General features: G+C 59.2%; 13 protein-coding genes and 1 pseudogene. 12 read left to right on the top strand and 2 right to left on the bottom strand.

The genetic code is table 11. The annotated features are described in order from the left end of the window. Nucleotides 1-314: 314 nt before the first annotated feature. From map to F6R97_RS21975, 8 genes are all read left to right on the top strand, one after another. The gene (gene map, locus F6R97_RS22010; protein WP_038979148.1) at nucleotides 315-1097 is read left to right on the top strand and encodes a type I methionyl aminopeptidase; all 783 of its coding nucleotides are present in this window, start codon (nucleotides 315-317) and stop codon (nucleotides 1095-1097) included. Between the two features lie 45 nt (nucleotides 1098-1142). Then, on the top strand, nucleotides 1143-3845 hold the full coding sequence (locus tag F6R97_RS22005) for a [protein-PII] uridylyltransferase (RefSeq protein WP_038979147.1): 2703 nt from the start codon (nucleotides 1143-1145) through the stop codon (nucleotides 3843-3845). A gap of 120 nt (nucleotides 3846-3965) precedes the next feature. Then, entirely contained in the window at nucleotides 3966-5165 is a 1200-nt protein-coding gene (gene dapC / locus F6R97_RS22000) for a succinyldiaminopimelate transaminase (RefSeq protein ID WP_315867095.1), read from the top strand. 166 nt (nucleotides 5166-5331) lie between these two features. Then, the gene (locus F6R97_RS21995) at nucleotides 5332-6063 is read left to right on the top strand and encodes a M12 family metallopeptidase (RefSeq protein ID WP_315867094.1); all 732 of its coding nucleotides are present in this window, start codon (nucleotides 5332-5334) and stop codon (nucleotides 6061-6063) included. A gap of 406 nt (nucleotides 6064-6469) precedes the next feature. Beyond that, a complete protein-coding gene (locus F6R97_RS21990; RefSeq protein WP_038979145.1) occupies nucleotides 6470-6832 on the top strand; it encodes an ArsC family reductase in 363 nt (120 codons plus the stop codon). 33 nt (nucleotides 6833-6865) lie between these two features. Next, nucleotides 6866-7900, top strand: a complete 1035-nt coding sequence (dapD, locus tag F6R97_RS21985; RefSeq protein WP_123360632.1) for a 2,3,4,5-tetrahydropyridine-2,6-dicarboxylate N-succinyltransferase — start codon at nucleotides 6866-6868, stop codon at nucleotides 7898-7900. Between the two features lie 127 nt (nucleotides 7901-8027). Beyond that, complete coding sequence (locus F6R97_RS21980; protein ID WP_038979143.1) at nucleotides 8028-9233, top strand: aminotransferase class V-fold PLP-dependent enzyme; 1206 nt, start codon at nucleotides 8028-8030, stop codon at nucleotides 9231-9233. Continuing rightward, the gene (locus F6R97_RS21975; protein ID WP_038979142.1) at nucleotides 9230-9634 is read left to right on the top strand and encodes a SufE family protein; all 405 of its coding nucleotides are present in this window, start codon (nucleotides 9230-9232) and stop codon (nucleotides 9632-9634) included. Before F6R97_RS21980 ends, F6R97_RS21975 begins: the two co-directional genes overlap by 4 nt. Before the next feature lie 132 nt (nucleotides 9635-9766). Here F6R97_RS21975 and tcdA read toward each other — a convergent pair whose 3' ends face one another. Then, complete coding sequence (gene tcdA, locus F6R97_RS21970; protein ID WP_161794720.1) at nucleotides 9767-10579, bottom strand: tRNA cyclic N6-threonylcarbamoyladenosine(37) synthase TcdA; 813 nt, start codon at nucleotides 10577-10579, stop codon at nucleotides 9767-9769. A 287-nt stretch (nucleotides 10580-10866) separates the two neighbouring features. On the opposite strand from tcdA, the gene F6R97_RS21965 reads away from it, so the two are divergent. The 4 genes from F6R97_RS21965 (at nucleotide 10867) to F6R97_RS21950 (ending at nucleotide 16073) form a co-directional block, all read left to right on the top strand. Beyond that, entirely contained in the window at nucleotides 10867-13455 is a 2589-nt protein-coding gene (locus F6R97_RS21965) for a glycosyltransferase (RefSeq protein WP_038980217.1), read from the top strand. 195 nt (nucleotides 13456-13650) lie between these two features. Next, complete coding sequence (dapE, locus tag F6R97_RS21960; RefSeq protein ID WP_315867093.1) at nucleotides 13651-14802, top strand: succinyl-diaminopimelate desuccinylase; 1152 nt, start codon at nucleotides 13651-13653, stop codon at nucleotides 14800-14802. Beyond that, nucleotides 14802-15611 (top strand): putative RNA methyltransferase, encoded by an 810-nt coding sequence (locus tag F6R97_RS21955; protein ID WP_038979140.1) that lies wholly within the window; start codon nucleotides 14802-14804, stop codon nucleotides 15609-15611. Before dapE ends, F6R97_RS21955 begins: the two co-directional genes overlap by 1 nt. An 84-nt stretch (nucleotides 15612-15695) precedes the next feature. Further along, complete coding sequence (locus tag F6R97_RS21950) at nucleotides 15696-16073, top strand: hypothetical protein (protein WP_038979139.1); 378 nt, start codon at nucleotides 15696-15698, stop codon at nucleotides 16071-16073. Between the two features lie 64 nt (nucleotides 16074-16137). On the opposite strand, the pseudogene F6R97_RS21945 reads toward F6R97_RS21950, so the two are convergent. Beyond that, a pseudogene (locus tag F6R97_RS21945) lies at nucleotides 16138-18641 on the bottom strand (hypothetical protein); the annotation flags it as partial.

Genomic DNA, 18641 nt, shown 5'->3' with positions numbered 1-18641 from the left:
TCAGCTGAAGGCACCCAGGTCATCGTGTCGACACGTGTGTGGATTTAGGCTTTTCAGGGTATCCCCGGAAAGCGGCGCATTTTATATCACAAGGCAGAAAAAAACGGAACCCGGATTCTGAAAACCTGGGGAATGCTTTTGGCACCCGCCTTGGAATCCCCCCAGAATGCGCCATCCTATAGAGAGAAGCGATGCACAGAGGCTCAGATTTGCGCTGATCGTCTGATAGAATCGTGTTTTTCAGGGCCGCGACAATTGTTCGCGCAATGCCCATTTCGTTTTAGAAGGCGCCATTGAGCGCAGAGAGAGCCTGTATGACCGTCACCCTCAAAACCCCAGAGGACATCGCAAAAATGCGGATCGCCGGCAAATTGGCCGCCGATGTGCTGGAAATGATTGCCGATTATGTCAAACCGGGTGTCACCACCGAAGAACTGGACCGCATCTGCCACGACTACATCGTCAATGAGCAGAAAGCCATCCCTGCCCCGCTCAACTACAAGGGCTTCCCGAAGTCGATCTGCACCTCGATCAACCACGTGGTCTGCCACGGCATCCCGAACGAGAAGCCGCTGAAAGATGGCGACACCGTGAATATCGACGTGACCGTGATCAAGGACGGCTACCACGGCGACACCAGCCGCATGTTCCACGTCGGCACCGTGCCGGTCTGGGCTGAGCGCCTGTCCCAGGTGACTCAGGAATGCATGTACAAGGCCATCGAACTGGTCAAACCCGGCTGCCGCCTGGGCGATATCGGTGAAGTCATCCAGAAGCACGCGGAAAAGAACGGCTTCTCGGTGGTTCGCGAGTTCTGTGGCCACGGCATTGGCAAGGTGTTCCACGAAGAACCGCAGATCCTGCACTACGGCCGCGCTGGTACCGGCATGGAGCTGAAAGCCGGCATGACCTTCACCATCGAGCCGATGATCAACCAGGGCAAGGCCGACACCAAGGTGCTGGGCGACGGCTGGACCGCCATTACCAAGGATCGCAAGCTGTCGGCACAATGGGAACACACCCTGCTGGTGACCGAAACCGGTTACGAGATCTTCACCCTGCGCAGCGACGACACCATCCCGCGCGTTTCGGCCTGATCCCGCTCGCTCCGTTCCCAGCTTTATAGAAAGGAAAGCCAATCGATGCCGCAGGTGGATCCCGAACTCTTCGACCGCGGCCAGTTCCAGGCTGAACTGGCCCTGAAGGCAAGCCCTATTGCTGCCTTCAAGAAGGCGATCCGTCAGGCCCGCGAAGTGCTCGACGAGCGGTTTCGCAGTGGTCGGGACATTCGCCGGCTGATCGAGGATCGCGCCTGGTTTATCGACAATATCCTGCAACAAGCCTGGGAACAGTTTAACTGGAGCGAAGACGCCGATATCGCCCTGGTGGCGGTCGGCGGCTACGGTCGCGGCGAGCTGCACCCCTATTCCGACATCGATCTGCTGATTTTGCTGGACAGCGCCGATCACGAAATTTTTCGCGATTCCATCGAACGCTTTCTGACGTTGCTGTGGGACATCGGCCTGGAAGTCGGCCAGAGCGTTCGTTCGGTGGACGAATGCGCCCTCGAGGCCCGTGCCGACCTGACGGTCGTCACCAATTTGATGGAAAGCCGCACCATTTGCGGCCCTGAGCGCCTGCGTCAGCGCATGCTGGACGTCACCAGCACCGAGCACATGTGGCCCAGCAAGGAATTCTTCCTGGCCAAACGCGCCGAGCAAAAGGCCCGTCACCACAAATACAACGACACTGAATACAATCTGGAACCCAACGTCAAAGGCTCGCCCGGCGGCCTTCGGGATATTCAGACGATTCTCTGGGTCGCCCGTCGTCAGTACGGCACCCTGAACCTGCGAGCCCTGGCGGGCGAAGGCTTCCTGGTGGAGAGCGAAAACGCCCTGCTGGCCTCGTCCCAAGAGTTTTTGTGGAAGGTACGTTACGCCCTGCACATGCTCGCCGGCCGCTCCGAAGACCGCCTGCTGTTCGATCACCAGCGCACGATTGCCGGGTTACTGGGTTTCGAAGGCAATGACGCCAAGCAAGCCATCGAAAACTTCATGCAGCAGTACTACCGGGTGGTCATGAGCATTGCCCAACTCAGTGACCTGATCATTCAGCACTTCGAAGAAGTGATCCTCGCGCCCGAAGACGAAGCGCCGCCGCAGCCGATCAACTCGCGGTTCCAGCTGCATGACGGCTATATCGAGGCACGTAGCGACAACGTGTTCCGCCGTACGCCATTCGCCATGCTCGAGATCTTTGTGCTGATGGCCCAGCAACCGGAGATCAAAGGCGTACGCGCCGATACAATCCGGCTGCTGCGCGAGAATCGTCATCTGATCGATGACGACTTCCGCAACGATATTCGTAATACCAGCCTGTTCATCGAGCTGTTCAAGTGCAAGATCGGCATCCACCGCAATCTGCGACGGATGAACCGCTACGGCATCCTTGGGCGCTATCTGCCGGAGTTCGGTTTCATTGTCGGGCAGATGCAGCATGACCTGTTTCACATCTATACGGTCGACGCGCATACCCTGAACCTGATCAAGCACCTGCGTAAGCTGCAGTACACCCAGGTGTCGGAAAAATTCCCGCTGGCCAGCAAGCTCATGGCCAAACTGCCCAAACCCGAACTGATTTACCTGGCCGGTCTGTACCACGACATCGGCAAGGGCCGGCATGGCGATCACTCGGAAATCGGCGCCGTGGATGCTGAAGCTTTTTGCCAGCGCCATCAGTTGCCGGTGTGGGACAGCCGCCTGATCGTCTGGCTGGTGCAAAACCATCTGGTGATGTCGACCACCGCCCAGCGCAAGGACCTGTCCGACCCGCACGTGATCCACGATTTCGCACAGACCGTCGGCGATGAAACCCGCCTCGATTATCTGTACGTGCTGACCGTTGCGGACATCAACGCAACCAACCCGACACTGTGGAACTCCTGGCGCGCTAGCCTGTTGCGCCAGCTCTACACCGAGACCAAGCGCGCCTTGCGTCGTGGCCTGGAAAACCCGGTGGATCGTGAAGAGCAGATCCGCCAGACCCAGAGCGCGGCGCTGGACATCCTGGTACGCGGCGGCAACGACCCGGACGATGTCGAGCAGTTGTGGGCGCAATTGGGCGATGACTACTTCCTGCGCCACACCGCCGGCGACGTGGCCTGGCACACGGATGCGATCCTGCAGCAGCCGGCCGACGGTGGCCCGCTGGTGCTGATCAAGGAAACCACCCAGCGCGAGTTCGAGGGCGGTACGCAAATCTTCATTTATGCACCGGACCAGCACGACTTTTTCGCCGTGACCGTGGCGGCGATGGACCAGCTCAATCTGAACATTCACGACGCCCGGGTCATCACCTCCAGCAGCCAGTTCACTCTCGACACCTATATCGTGCTCGACACCGATGGCGACTCGATCGGCGACAACCCGGCACGGGTCAAACAGATCCGTGAAGGCCTGACCGAAGCCCTGCGCAACCCGGACAACTACCCGACCATCATTCAGCGTCGGGTGCCGCGCCAGCTCAAGCATTTCGCGTTTGCGCCACAGGTGACGATCCACAACGACGCCCAGCGTCCGGTGACCGTGTTGGAGCTCAGTGCGCCCGACCGTCCTGGGTTGTTGGCACGGATCGGCACGATCTTCCTTGAGTTCGACCTGTCGTTGCAGAACGCCAAGATCGCCACTCTGGGCGAGCGCGTGGAAGACGTGTTCTTCATCACCGACGCGAACAATCAGCCGCTGTCCGACCCGTTGCTGTGCAGCCGCTTGCAGGATGCAATCGTCGAGCAGCTGAGTGTCAGCCAGGAACCCGATATCAAACTGTCGCGAATCAGCTTCTGAACCAACAATTTTCCCCTGTGGAAGCGAGTTTGTGTGGCGAGGGGCTTGTTGTGATGAGGGGGCTTGCCCCTCACCACCCCCCTGCACCACATTAGCCCTCCCACATTGAACGAGGCCCCCATGAACAACGCTCTGAACCAGTTGCAGCCCTACCCGTTCGAAAAGCTCCGCGCCCTGCTCGGCAGCGTCACGCCAAACCCGGATAAACGCGCCATCGCGCTATCCATCGGCGAGCCGAAACACCGTTCGCCAAGCTTTGTCGCCGAAGCCCTGGCAAGCAATCTGGATCAGATGGCCGTGTACCCGACCACCCTCGGCATCCCGGCCCTGCGCGAAGCCATCGCCGCGTGGTGCGAACGTCGCTTCAGCATCCCGAATGGCTGGCTCGACCCGGCGCGCAACGTACTGCCGGTCAACGGCACCCGTGAAGCGCTGTTCGCCTTCACCCAGACCGTGGTCAACCGTGGCGACGAAGCCTTGGTGGTCAGCCCGAACCCCTTCTATCAAATCTACGAAGGCGCCGCGTTCCTGGCCGGGGCCAAGCCTCACTACTTGCCATGCCTGGATGAAAACGGCTTCAACCCGGACTTCGACACTGTTTCGCCAGACATCTGGAAGCGCTGCCAAATTCTGTTCCTGTGCTCACCGGGCAACCCGACCGGTGCACTGATTCCGGTCGAAACCCTGAAGAAGCTGATCGCCCTGGCCGACGAATACGACTTCGTGATCGCCGCCGACGAGTGCTACAGCGAACTGTACTTCGATGAGCAGACCCCGCCACCGGGCCTGCTCAGCGCCTGCGTCGAACTGGGCCGCAAGGACTTCAAGCGTTGCGTGGTATTCCACAGCCTGTCCAAGCGCTCCAACCTGCCGGGCCTGCGTTCCGGTTTTGTCGCCGGTGACGCAGACATTCTCAAAGGCTTCCTGCTCTATCGCACCTACCACGGCTGCGCGATGCCGGTTCAGACCCAACTGGCCAGCGTTGCCGCATGGAATGATGAAGTGCATGTGCGCGCCAATCGTGCGCTGTATCGCGAGAAATATGATGCGGTGCTGGAGATTCTCAGCCCGGTGATGAATGTACAGCGCCCGGACGGTGGGTTCTACCTATGGCCTAGTGTGAATGGAGATGATGCGGCGTTCTGCCGTGACCTGTTTGCCGAGGAACACGTGACTGTAGTGCCGGGCTCCTACTTGTCCCGCGACGTGGATGGCGTCAATCCGGGGGCCGGGCGCGTGCGGTTGGCGCTGGTGGCACCGCTGGCTGAATGCGTAGAAGCGGCTGAACGGATTCGCGCTTTCATTACTCGCCACAAGTAACCCCTGAATGCCCGTGCCAGGCAATCTGGCGCGGGCACTTCGCATATCAAGTTACAACTCATATAACTTTATACCTCACCCGCCTGCCGACTGGACTTTAGTCTTGTTGCAGGGCGCCTCATTGCGCCTTAATAAACTTTTACTCTGAACTTCACGGAAGAAGTCAATGATGAACGACCTTCTACACTGCAGGCTTATACAGTGGCCAGACGATCAAGCAGCTTATGACGCTGCCATTAATGAGAGCTCTGCCAATGCCGGATCCTCCAGCACCCATCGCCGTAAACGCTCGGTGGTCAACTATTCAAAACTCTGGGCCAATAGTCGCACTTTGAAAATTGCCTTCATGGACAATCCAGAGGAGCACCACAAACAGAAAATCATCAACGCAGCCAGCCAGTGGCTGCCGTATATCAACCTGAGTTTTGATTTTGTCGATGACTTGCAAGGCGACATTCGGATCGCCACCAAAAACAACGACAACAGTTCGATGCTGGGTACTGATGCGCTGTTGATTCATCCCGACTGGCCAACCATGAACCTGGGCGTCAAACCGGAACATGAGGATTTCGAGGTTATTGTTATTCACGAATTCGGCCATGCACTGGGGGCAATGCATGAACACCAGCATCCAGAGGCGAATATCCCTTGGGACAAACCGAAAGTGTATGAGTTTTATCAGAACCGCGAAATGAACCCACTCACCCGGGAACAAGTAGACAGAAACATGTTTGCGCCCTTCAACACGCTCGATGCGATTTATACCCCCTACGACAGAAAATCCATCATGCACCACCCGGTGGCGAATACATTGACGCTGGGCGACTGGGAAATCCCGATCAACCGCAAGCTCAGCAAAAAAGATAAGCGCCTGATGAAATTGCTCTATCCAAAATAGCCAACAGGCCAAGCCTCATTAAAAATTCAAGTCCGCACGGTGTAATACCCTGCGGACTTATCATCGTGATATCCGCATTAGCAGCGAGCCAGGAGTTTACTGGGTCGGCCTCCTCGGCTTCGAGCGCATGAATTCGACAATAGAATCACCCTCACTGCGATGAAGGTCAGCAGAGCCCTTTGCGCAAACCCGGTGATCCCCATCAGCAGCGCCCCCTCAGGCAACCGACAGCATTGAAGTGCCATATTTGCCGTTTAGACTGAAGTCTGACCGCTGCACTCATGTCGCCTGGAACAGCGGCTACCCAAGTCAAAAAGACAAACCCGACCACAGCCGACGCGAAACCGTCCGGTCATGGCATAATCCGTCACCTTTTATTTTCAGCACCTGCAAAGGGGGCAAATCCTTGACCGTTTCAAGCAAAACGTTGCACCTTTTCGGCATCAAAGCCTGCGACACCATGAAAAAGGCGCGCACCTGGCTCGATGAACACGCTGTCAGCTATGACTTCCATGATTACAAAACGGTCGGCATCGACCGTGAACACCTGAGCCAATGGTGCGACGAGCACGGCTGGCAAGTGGTGTTGAACCGTGCAGGCACGACCTTTCGCAAGCTCGACGACGAACGCAAAGCCGATCTCGACCAGCCGAAAGCCATCGAACTGATGCTCGCGCAACCCTCGATGATCAAGCGCCCGGTGCTCGATCTCGGTGACCGAACCCTGATTGGCTTCAAGCCAGATATCTACGCGGCCGCACTCAAGTAAGGCAGCCCGTTCCATTTTGTTAGAGGTATCAACATGTCTACTACTCTGTTCAGCCTGGCCTTCGGTGTCGGCACTCAAAACCGTCAAGGCGCATGGCTGGAAGTGTTTTACGCGCAGCCACTGCTCAATCCATCGGCCGAACTGGTCGCTGCCATTGCGCCGGTTCTGGGCTACACCGACGGCAATCAGGCCATCGCCTTCAGCACCGCTCAGGCGTCGCAACTGGCTGAAGCGCTGAAAAGCGTCGACGCTGCCCAGGCTGCGCTGCTGACCCGTCTGGCCGAGAGCCACAAGCCGCTGGTCGCGACTATTTTGGCCGAAGACGCTCAGCTGACTTCCACGCCTGAGGCTTACCTCAAGCTGCACCTGCTGTCCCATCGTCTGGTCAAGCCGCACGGCCTGAACCTGGCCGGTGTGTTCCCGCTGCTGCCGAACGTGGCATGGACCAGCCAGGGCGCAATCGACCTGGCCGAACTGGCCGAACATCAACTGGAAGCCCGTCTGCGCGGCGAGCTGCTGGAAGTGTTCTCGGTGGACAAGTTCCCGAAAATGACCGACTACGTGGTACCGGCCGGCGTGCGTATCGCTGATGCGGCGCGTATTCGTCTGGGCGCTTACGTGGGCGAAGGCACCACCGTGATGCACGAAGGTTTCGTCAACTTCAACGCCGGCACCGAAGGCCCGGGCATGATCGAAGGCCGCGTTTCCGCTGGCGTATTCGTCGGCAAGGGTTCGGACCTGGGCGGCGGCTGCTCGACCATGGGCACCCTGTCGGGTGGCGGCAACATCGTGATCAAGGTTGGCGAAGGCTGCCTGATCGGCGCCAACGCCGGTATCGGTATCCCGTTGGGCGATCGCAACACTGTAGAGTCGGGCCTGTACGTGACCGCCGGCACCAAGGTTGCGCTGCTGGACGAGCACAACAAACTGGTCAAAGTCGTTAAGGCCCGTGAGCTGGCCGGTCAGCCAGACCTGCTGTTCCGTCGCAATTCGGAGACCGGTGCCGTGGAGTGCAAAACCCACAAATCGGCCATCGAACTGAACGAAGCGCTGCACGCTCACAACTAAGCAGAGCGTCACACGATCACCTGTGGGAGCGGGCTTGCTCGCGAAGAGGCCCTTGAGGCCGCCAAAAGCTTCGCGGGCAAGCCCGGCTCCCACAGGGTTCGGCGTAACCCCACCAGGGCCCAATAGCATGATGATTCCCTCTCCCTGGCGCGCCGATTTTCCGGCCATCGCCGCTCTGCAACGGCAGGACCAGACCTATCTGGACAACGCCGCCACCACGCAAAAACCTCAAGCCATGCTGGATGCCTTGGCGCATTACTACGCCAATGGCGCGGCCAATGTGCATCGGGCGCAACACTTGCCCGGCGCCCATGCCACCCAGGCGTTCGAGGACAGCCGCAGCAAAGTTGCGCAATGGCTCAATACTGGCAATTGCGGGCAGATCATCTTTACTCACGGCGCAACGTCCGCGCTGAACCTCCTGGCTTATGGCTTGGAACATCTTTTCAATCCGGGCGATGAAATTGTCATCAGCGCGCTGGAGCATCACGCCAACCTGCTGCCGTGGCAGCAACTGGCCCACCGTCGCGATTTGAAACTGGTGATCCTGCCGCTGGATGCCGACGGTTTGATTGACCTTGAAGCCGCCGTTCACCTGATCGGCCCGCGTACCCGTTTGCTGGCGGTCAGTCAGCTGTCCAACGTGCTCGGCGCCTGGCAGCCGTTGCCCGCGTTACTGGCGATGGCCAAAGCGCACAACGCGCTGACCGTGGTCGATGGCGCTCAAGGTGTGGTGCATGGCCGGCATGACGTGCAGGCGTTGGGTTGCGACTTCTATGTATTTTCCAGCCACAAACTCTACGGGCCGGATGGCCTGGGTGCGCTGTTCGGCCGTCATGAAGCGCTTGAGCAACTGCGTCCGTGGCAGTTCGGCGGTGAAATGGTGCTGGATGCCAACTACCACGACGCACGCTTTCGTCCTGCACCACTGGGGTTCGAGGCCGGTACCCCGCCGATTTCCAGCGTGATTGGCCTGGGGGCGACCCTGGATTATCTGGCCGGGCTGGATCAGGACGCTGTGTCCGCCCATGAAGCAGCGCTGCATGACTATTTGCTCAAAGGCCTTGAAGCGCGCAACGGCATTCGTCTGCTGGGCAAGCCGCAACTGGCGCTGGCCAGTTTTGTCGTCGAGGGTGTGCATAACTCTGATCTGGCGCATTTGCTGACCGAACAGGGAATCGCCGTACGTGCCGGTCATCATTGCGCCATGCCGTTGCTCAAAAGCTTTGAACTGGCCGGGGCGATTCGCGTGTCGTTGGCGTTGTACAACGACTCCGAGGACCTTGAGCGCTTTTTTGAAGCGCTGGATCAGGCCCTGGAGTTGTTGCGATGACCTTGCCCGCCGATGCCGTCCTGGCGCTGGATACTTTTCAGAAGACTGCGAGTTGGGAACAGCGGGCGCGGTTGCTGATGCAATGGGGCGACCGCCTGCCTGCGTTGAGCGATGTGGATAAAGTCGAGGCCAACCGCGTGCATGGCTGTGAAAGCCAGGTGTGGCTGGTCGGTGCGCTGCAGGATGGTCATTGGCAGTTCAGCGCCAGCAGCGATGCACGACTGATTCGCGGGTTGGTAGCGCTGCTGTTGGCGCGGGTCAATGGGTTGTCTGCTGCCGAGCTGCAGCAGGTGGATTTACCGGAGTGGTTTAATCAGCTGGGCTTGGGCCGCCAGCTGTCCCAATCCCGTAGCAATGGCTTAAATGCTGTTTTACAGCGTATGCGTGAATTGGCTCAGTAAAAGGACTGCTTCGCAGCCCATCGCGGGCAAGCCCGCTCCCACAAGGTTCTGTTTTTCACCCCAAGTAAGTTGAACCAGCACAAATCCCTGTGGGAGCGGGCTTGCCCGCGATGAGGCCATCAGCCACACCAATTAAACCTCAGGCTTGACCCGATCCGCCGGACGTCGAACCCCGGCCACAATCTTATCCACAGCCTTGGTCGCCGCGACCATGCCGAACGTCGCCGTCACCATCATCACCGCGCCAAAGCCCCCGGCGCAGTCGAGTTTCACACCATCACCGACAAAACTCTTCTGCAGGCAGATACTGCCATCCGGTTTCGGGTAGCGCAGTTGCTCGGTGGAAAACACGCAGGGCACGCTGTAGTGGCGGGTCACGGTGCGGGAAAAGCCATAGTCGCGGCGCAGCGTGGAGCGCACTTTCGACGCCAGCGGATCGTTGAACGTGCGGTTCAGGTCGCAGACCTGGATCAGTGTCGGGTCGATCTGCCCGCCCGCGCCGCCGGTGGTGATGATCTGGATTTTGCGTCGCTTGCACCAGGCGATCAGCGCCGCTTTGGCGTTGACGCTGTCGATGCAGTCAATCACGCAGTCGATGTTCGGCGTGATGTACTCGGCCATGGTTTCGCGGGTGACGAAGTCCGCCACCGCATGCACCGTGCAGTCCGGATTGATCCCGCGCAGGCGCTCGGCCATCACCTCGACCTTGGGCTTGCCGACGGTGCTGTCCAGCGCATGCAGTTGACGGTTGACGTTGCTGACACAGACGTCGTCCAGGTCGAACAGCGAAATCTCGCCCACACCACACCGGGCGACAGCTTCTGCCGCCCAGGAACCGACTCCACCGACGCCGACGATCGCCACATGGGCCGCGCGCAAACGCTCCAGGCCTTCGATGCCATACAAGCGGGCGATGCCAGCAAACCGCGGATCTTCTGTACTCATGACCATTACCCCAAAAACCGGCGCGCATTATAGGGCCGTCGGCGGTCAAGAGCACCTTTGGGCTATGGACGGCAGTCTTGACGGCTTCAATTGACTACAAATTTATTGGAATTGGGTTATACCGCACCGGTCAAAGAACTTAAGTCGACCTGGATTGCCCAATGTCGGGCGTTTCCCTGTTCGCTGTACGGTCAGAGAACCTCCAGTGTAGGATGCGCGCCCCTGCCACCTGGCAGCCGGCCGCCAACCGTTCCTTCGTTCCACAGCCTTTGGAACCCGAAAAAGCTATGTCATCGCGTAAATTTGGACTCAACCTGGTCGTGGTGCTCGCCATCGCAGCCTTGTTTACCGGCTTCTGGGCGCTGGTCAATCGCCCGGTCACCGCCCCCAACTGGCCTGAACAGATCTCCGGCTTTTCGTACTCGCCGTTTCAACAAGGCCAGTACCCGCAAAAAGCCCAGTGGCCGACCGACGATGAAATGCGTCGCGATCTGGAGATCATGAGCAAGCTGACGGACAACATCCGCACCTACTCGGTCGACGGCACCCTGGAGAACATCCCCAAACTGGCGGAAGAATTCGGCCTGCGGGTGACCCTGGGGATCTGGATCAGCCCGGACGAAGAGCGCAACGAGCGCGAGATCACCCGCGCCATCGAAATCGCCAATACCTCGCGCAGCGTGGTTCGTGTGATTGTCGGTAACGAGGCGATCTTCCGTAAGGAAATCACTGCAGCAGAGCTGAGCCTGATCCTGGATCGCGTCCGCGCGGCCGTAAAGGTTCCGGTCACCACTTCTGAACAGTGGCACGTCTGGCAAGAAAACCCGAGCCTGGCCAAGCACGTCGACCTGATCGCGGCTCACATTCTGCCCTACTGGGAATTCGTTCCGGTGGACAAGGCCGGTCAGTTCGTCCTCGACCGCGCCCGTGACCTGAAAAAGATGTTCCCGAAAAAACCGCTGCTGCTCTCCGAAGTCGGCTGGCCGAGCAACGGCCGCATGCGCGGTGGCGCCGATGCATCGCCGGCGGATCAGGCAATTTATCTGCGCACGCTGGTCAACAAGCTCAACCGTCAGGGCTTCAACTACTTCGTGATCGAAGCGTTCGACCAACCGTGGAAGGCCAGTGACGAAGGTTCGGTGGGCGCGTATTGGGGCGTTTTCAACGCCGCGCGCCAGCAGAAATTCAACTTCGAGGGCCCGGTCGTCGCGATCCCGCAATGGCGCGTATTGGCCATCGGCTCGGTAGTGCTGGCATTGCTGTCGCTGACCCTGCTGATGATCGACGGCTCGGCCCTGCGTCAACGCGGCCGCACCTTCCTGACCTTTATCGCGTTCCTCTGCGGTTCGGTTCTGGTGTGGATCGGTTATGACTACAGCCAGCAATACAGCACCTGGTTCAGCCTGACGGTAGGCTTCCTGCTCGCCCTCGGTGCACTCGGGGTGTTTATCGTTCTGCTGACCGAGGCCCATGAACTGGCCGAAGCGGTCTGGACCCACAAACGCAGGCGTGAATTCCTGCCGGTCGTGGGCGATTCGGACTACCGACCGAAAGTGTCGATTCACGTACCTTGCTACAACGAGCCGCCGGAGATGGTCAAACAGACCCTCAACGCCTTGGCCAACCTCGACTATCCGGACTTCGAAGTCCTGATCATCGACAACAACACCAAAGACCCGGCGGTCTGGGAACCGGTGCGCGATTATTGCGAGACCCTCGGCCCACGCTTCAAATTCTTCCACGTGGCACCGCTGGCTGGCTTCAAGGGCGGCGCGTTGAATTACCTGATTCCGCACACCGCCAAAGATGCCGAAGTGATTGCGGTGATCGACTCGGACTACTGTGTAGACCCGAACTGGCTCAAGCACATGGTCCCGCATTTCGCCGATCCGAAAATCGCCGTGGTGCAGTCGCCACAGGATTACCGCGACCAGAACGAAAGCACCTTCAAGAAGCTTTGCTACGCGGAGTACAAAGGCTTCTTCCACATCGGCATGGTCACCCGCAACGACCGTGACGCGATCATCCAGCACGGCACCATGACCATGACCCGGCGCTCGGTGCTCGAGGAATTGGGCTGGGCCGACTGGTGCATCTGTGAAGATGCCGAGTTGGGTCTGCGCGTGTTCGAAAAAGGCCTGTCGGCGGCGTACTACCACGACAGTTACGGCAAAGGCCTGATGCCCGATACCTTTATCGACTTCAAGAAACAGCGTTTCCGCTGGGCCTACGGAGCGATTCAGATCATCAAGCGTCACACCGCCAGCCTGCTACGCGGCAAGGACACCGAACTGACCCGTGGCCAGCGTTACCACTTCCTCGCGGGGTGGTTGCCGTGGGTGGCGGATGGCATGAACATCTTCTTCACCATCGGCGCTTTGTTGTGGTCGTCGGCGATGATCATCGTGCCGCAACGGGTCGATCCACCGCTGCTGATTTTCGCGATCCCGCCGTTGGCGCTGTTTGTGTTCAAGGTCGGCAAGATCATCTTCCTCTACCGTCGTGCGGTCGGGGTCAATCTGAAGGATGCGTTCTGCGCGGCATTGGCAGGGCTGGCGTTGTCGCACACCATCGCCAAAGCGGTGCTGTACGGCTTCTTCACCAGCAGCATTCCATTCTTCCGTACGCCGAAAAACGCCGATAACCACGGCTTCTGGGTAGCCATTTCGGAAGCACGCGAAGAGGTGTTCATCATGTTGCTGTTGTGGGGCGCGGCGCTGGGGATCTTCCTGGTGAACGGTTTGCCGAGCAACGACATGCGCTTCTGGGTGACCATGTTGCTGGTGCAGTCGCTGCCATACTTGGCGGCGCTGATCATGGCGTTCCTGTCGTCGCTGCCAAAACCGGTGGCTAAGCCAGAACCTGCAACGGCGTAATCCGTTATTAGATAACGTCAAACGGCGGCCTTCGGGTCGCCGTTTTGCTTTAGAATGATCGCCATTTTCAATGCCAACACACTCGGTAGGAGCTGCCGAAGGCTGCGATCTTTTGATTTTCAGAATCAGGATCAAAAGATCGCAGCCTTCGGCAGCTCCTACAGGTTTATCGTGCTGCACACATCGGAGCTTTCCATGACGGCCCACGCCGACCTTTCGCCGACCCTTCAACTCGCCATCGACCTGATCCGCCGTCCGTCCGTGACGCCGATTGACGCCGATTGCCAGAAGCAGATGATGCAGCGCCTGGGCGATGCCGGTTTCAAGCTGGAACCGATGCGCATCGAAGATGTGGATAACTTCTGGGCGACTCACGGTAAACACGACGGCCCGGTGCTGTGCTTCGCCGGCCACACCGACGTGGTCCCGACCGGTCCGGTAACCGCCTGGCAGATCGATCCGTTCAACGCGGTGATCGATGAGCACGGCATGCTCTGCGGCCGCGGTGCGGCAGACATGAAAGGCAGCCTCGCGGCCATGACCGTAGCCGCTGAGCGCTTCGTCACCGACTACCCGGATCACAAGGGCAAGGTCGCTTTCCTCATCACCAGCGACGAAGAAGGCCCGGCGCACCACGGCACCAAGGCTGTGATCGAACGCCTCGCCGCGCGCAAGGAGCGTCTGGACTGGTGCATCGTCGGCGAACCGTCGAGCACAACCCTGGTGGGTGACGTGGTCAAGAATGGTCGTCGCGGCTCCCTCGGCGCCAAATTGACCGTGCGCGGTGTGCAAGGTCACGTGGCGTATCCGCACCTGGCGAAGAACCCGATCCACCTCGCTGCCCCGGCGCTGGCCGAACTGGCCGTCGAGCACTGGGACCACGGCAACGATTTCTTCCCGCCGACCAGTTTCCAGATTTCCAACGTCAATTCCGGCACCGGTGCGACCAACGTGATTCCGGGTGATCTGGTGGCGGTATTCAACTTCCGCTTCTCCACCGAATCCACTGTCGAAGGCCTGCAAAAGCGCGTCGCCGATATTCTCGACAAGCATGGTCTGGACTGGCACATCGACTGGGCGCTGTCCGGCCTGCCGTTCCTCACCGAACCGGGCGCCCTGCTCGACGCGGTATCGGCGAGCATCAAGGACATCACCGGTCGCGAGACCAAGGCGTCCACCAGCGGCGGTACTTCCGACGGGCGCTTCATCGCGACCATGGGTACTCAGGTTGTCGAACTGGGCCCGGTCAACGCGACGATCCACCAGGTCAACGAGCGTGTACTGGCAGCCGATCTCGACGTGCTGACCGAAATCTACTACCAGACCCTGATCAAGTTGCTCGCCTGATGCTTGCGTGTCCGATCTGCAGCGAACCGCTGAACGCGGTGGACAACGGCGTGGCTTGCCCCGCCGGGCATCGTTTCGACCGTGCGCGACAGGGTTACCTGAACCTGTTGCCGGTGCAGCACAAAAACAGCCGCGACCCTGGGGATAACTTGGCGATGGTCGAAGCCCGTCGCGATTTTTTGAACGCCGGCCATTACGCGCCGGTGGCCAAGCGCCTGGCGGAACTGGCGGCGCAGTACGCGCCCCAACGCTGGCTGGACATCGGTTGTGGCGAGGGTTACTACACCGCGCAAATCGCCGAAGCCTTGCCCAACGCCGATGGCTACGCCCTGGACATTTCCCGGGAAGCGGTCAAACGCGCCTGCAAACGCAACCCTGCGCTGACCTGGTTGATCGCCAGCATGGCGCGAGTGCCATTGGCCTCAGGCAGCTGCCAGTTTCTCGCCAGCGTTTTCAGCCCGCTGGACTGGGAAGAAGCCAAACGCCTGCTCAGCCCCGGCGGCGGCTTGATGAAAGTCGGGCCGACCAGCGGCCATCTGATGGAATTGCGCGAACGGCTGTATGACGAAGTGCGCGAGTACACCGACGACAAGCACTTGGCATTGATGCCGGAAGGCATGGCGCTGCAACACAGCGAATCCCTGGAGTTCAAACTGACGCTGGTTAACGGTCAGGATCGCGCGAACCTGTTGGCCATGACACCGCACGGTTGGCGCGCGAGTGCCGAACGCCGGGCGGCAGTCATCGAACAGGCCGAGCCGTTCGAGGTCACTGTTTCGATGCGCTACGATTACTTCGTGCTTCAATAATTTCTTAATTTTTTGGTCTTGAGCAATGGCTTGAGACCGGCTAAATCCGCGAATGGATTTTTCAGACCCGCAGTGAGGACATCCATGCGCCAACCCGATATCGAGATTTACCTGAAAGACGCCGACGTCGACTACAAGGCTATCGCAGCCTGGCTCGGCGCGGCTTTAGGCCCGTGCACCGATTGGGTTCAGAAAGGCCAGACCTACAAGTGCAAGGCCGGCAATGTGCCGGTTACCTGGCTGCCGAAAGCTGTCGGCAAATGGAACAGCCTGTACCTGGAAAGCGACCAGACCCCATGGGAAGACGACATCGCCTGCGCCCGCGCTGCGTTTGCCGCGTTGAACGTCGAAGTGCGTTGCGCACCAGGCAGTTGGGTTGAGGAAGAAGGTGAAGAGACGGCGGATCGCTGGATGCGGATCAGCGTTGATGGTGAGGAAGAGATCACCTGGAAAACTGCCTGATGAGCCACAGGCCATGACCGTCCAACGACGAACATGGCCTCGGCAACTCAATCCCCCTGTCCCTCTAGATCCCTTGATCCGCAGCAAAATAACTGAAAATATTGCCCGATGTGACGTTCGGTGTTACCCGAACCACAGGGATGCGCCGGCCTGTCATTTTGAGAAAATCCCGCTGGATGTTCTTCGCCCCCTCGACACTCACTGCTCGGCTGGCGGTACTGAAGTAAATGAACGCCTTGATCGGCAGGTTCGACGTATTTTGCGGCCAGGTTTTGATTACTACCTCGTTTTGCGACCAACTGACCAGTTCGGCCTCAGGCTTTTCTCGCGCATCCAGGCTCATCGCGAATGCAGCCTGGGCGGTACCGAAACTGCATTGATGGTAATAGCGCTGCACACTGGTTGCCGGATACTGCTGAAAGTGTGTACGCCAGGCCGCCAGAGTATTAATGCCCTGTGTGGTACACGGGCCGCTATTGTTTGGAAACGTAGACGTTGCACCGCAACCGTTGGAGCTGCGAATCGTCGTGCCCCCGTCGTACGGATATGAGCACAACACCTGAAGCGGATAGCGACCATTGACCGTAAACAGTTGAGCCGGCTCAAGGACAAAGCCTTGGGTACGACTCCCCTGCAGGCGGTTCATACCGATACCGATTTTCATGTAGCTGAACGAAACGCCCCCCAACTTGACCGCAGACGGACTTGGATTCCAGGCATGAAAAGCCGTCGAATCATCCACTGTGCGGATCAACACGCCGCTGCAATAAAAAGCCGCCTTGTTACCCGGGCAAACATTGCTGGTGGTGGCATATTGCTGATTGAGCTCAATGGCGGCCCGCTCACCGTCACTTACCGTACCTGTGACCTTAATGGGTAGCGCAGCCGAAGTAATCAGGCTTCCCGCCCCCCCCACCTTGTAGGTGTAAGTGAGGTTCACTATGCGATTGAGGTTCTCGGTCACCCACGCCTTGGGCAACTTGAACGTCAGCGTTCCTGCCGTGGAAACCGTCTGAATCGGTGCATCGCGCAATACCACGCCGCTCAGACGTATCCCGACCGTGTCCCGTGGTGCCATGGCAGGATCACTTACCTGCACATTGGCCTCGGTGCCCAGTGTGTCGGCATTCAACTCACCCGTCGGGGCCTCGACCACTTTGAACACGCTTTGCCCCTGCGCGCCCACCACAACGATGCTCAACGGCGATGAAGTGATCAGGTTGCCAGCGCCGCCCACTTTGTAAGTGAAAGTCAGGCTGACCGTACGATTGCGGTTCTCGGTTACCCACGCCTTGGGCACCTTGAACGTCAGCGTTCCCACCGTGGAAACCGTCTGAATCAGTGCATCGCGCAGTACCACACCGGCCAGACGTATCCCGACAGTGTCACGGAGTGCCATGGCCGGGTAACTCACCTGCACATTGGCCTCGGTGCCCAGTGTGTCGGCATTCAACTCACCCGTCGGGGCCTCGACCACTTTGAACACGCTTTGCCCCTGCGCGCCCACCACAACGATGCTCAACGGCGATGAAGTGATCAGGTTGCCAGCGCCGCCCACTTTGTAAGTGAAAGTCAGGCTGACCGTACGATTGCGGTTCTCGGTTACCCACGCCTTGGGCACCTTGAACGTCAGCGTTCCCACCGTGGAAACCGTCTGAATCAGTGCATCGCGCAGTACCACACCGGCCAGACGTATCCCGACAGTGTCACGGAGTGCCATGGCCGGGTAACTCACCTGCACATTGGCCTCGGTGCCCAGTGTGTCGGCATTCAACTCACCCGTCGGGGCCTCGACCACTTTGAACACGCTTTGCCCCTGCGCGCCCACCACACGGATGCTCAACGGCGATGAAGTGATCAGGTTGCCAGCGCCGCCCACTTTGTAGGTGAAAGTCAGGCTGACCGTACGATTGCGGTTCTCGGTCACCCACGCCTTGGGCACCTTGAACGTCAGCGTTCCCACCGTGGARACCGTCTGAATCAGTGCATCGCGTATTACTACAACGGCCAGACGTACCCCGACATTTACACGCTGCACCTCGGCCGCATAATTAGATTGCTCAAAGGGCCCGGTGCCCAGTGTGTCGGCATTCAACTCACCCGTCGGGGCCTCGACCACTTTGAACACGCTTTGCCCCTGCGCGCCCCCCACACGGATGCTCAACGGCGATGAAGTGATCAGGTTGCCACCACGCCCCGCATTGTATCTGAAAGTTAGGATGACCATAAGATTGCGGTTCTCGGTCACCCACGCCTTGGGCACCTTGAACGTCAGGGTGCCCACCGTGGAGACCGTCTGAATCGATGCATCGCGCAATACCTCGCGGTTCAGACGTATCGCGACAGTGTCACGGAGTGCCATGGCCGGGTAACTCACCTGCACATTGGCCTCGGTGCCCAGTGTGTCGGCATTCAACTCACCCGTCGGGGCCTCGACCACTTTGAACACGCTTTGCCACTGCGCGCCCCCCACATGGATGCTCAACGGCGATGAAGTGACCAGGTTGCCAGCGCCGCCCACTTTGTAGGTGAAAGTCAGGCTGACCGTACGATTGCGGTTCTCGGTCA

The sequence above is a fragment of the Pseudomonas sp. JV414 genome, assembly GCF_032424305.1.
GTDB lineage: Bacteria > Pseudomonadota > Gammaproteobacteria > Pseudomonadales > Pseudomonadaceae > Aquipseudomonas > Aquipseudomonas lini.
Note: the sequence above shows the minus strand (reverse complement) of the source record. Positions and strands in the feature narration are given on the sequence as shown.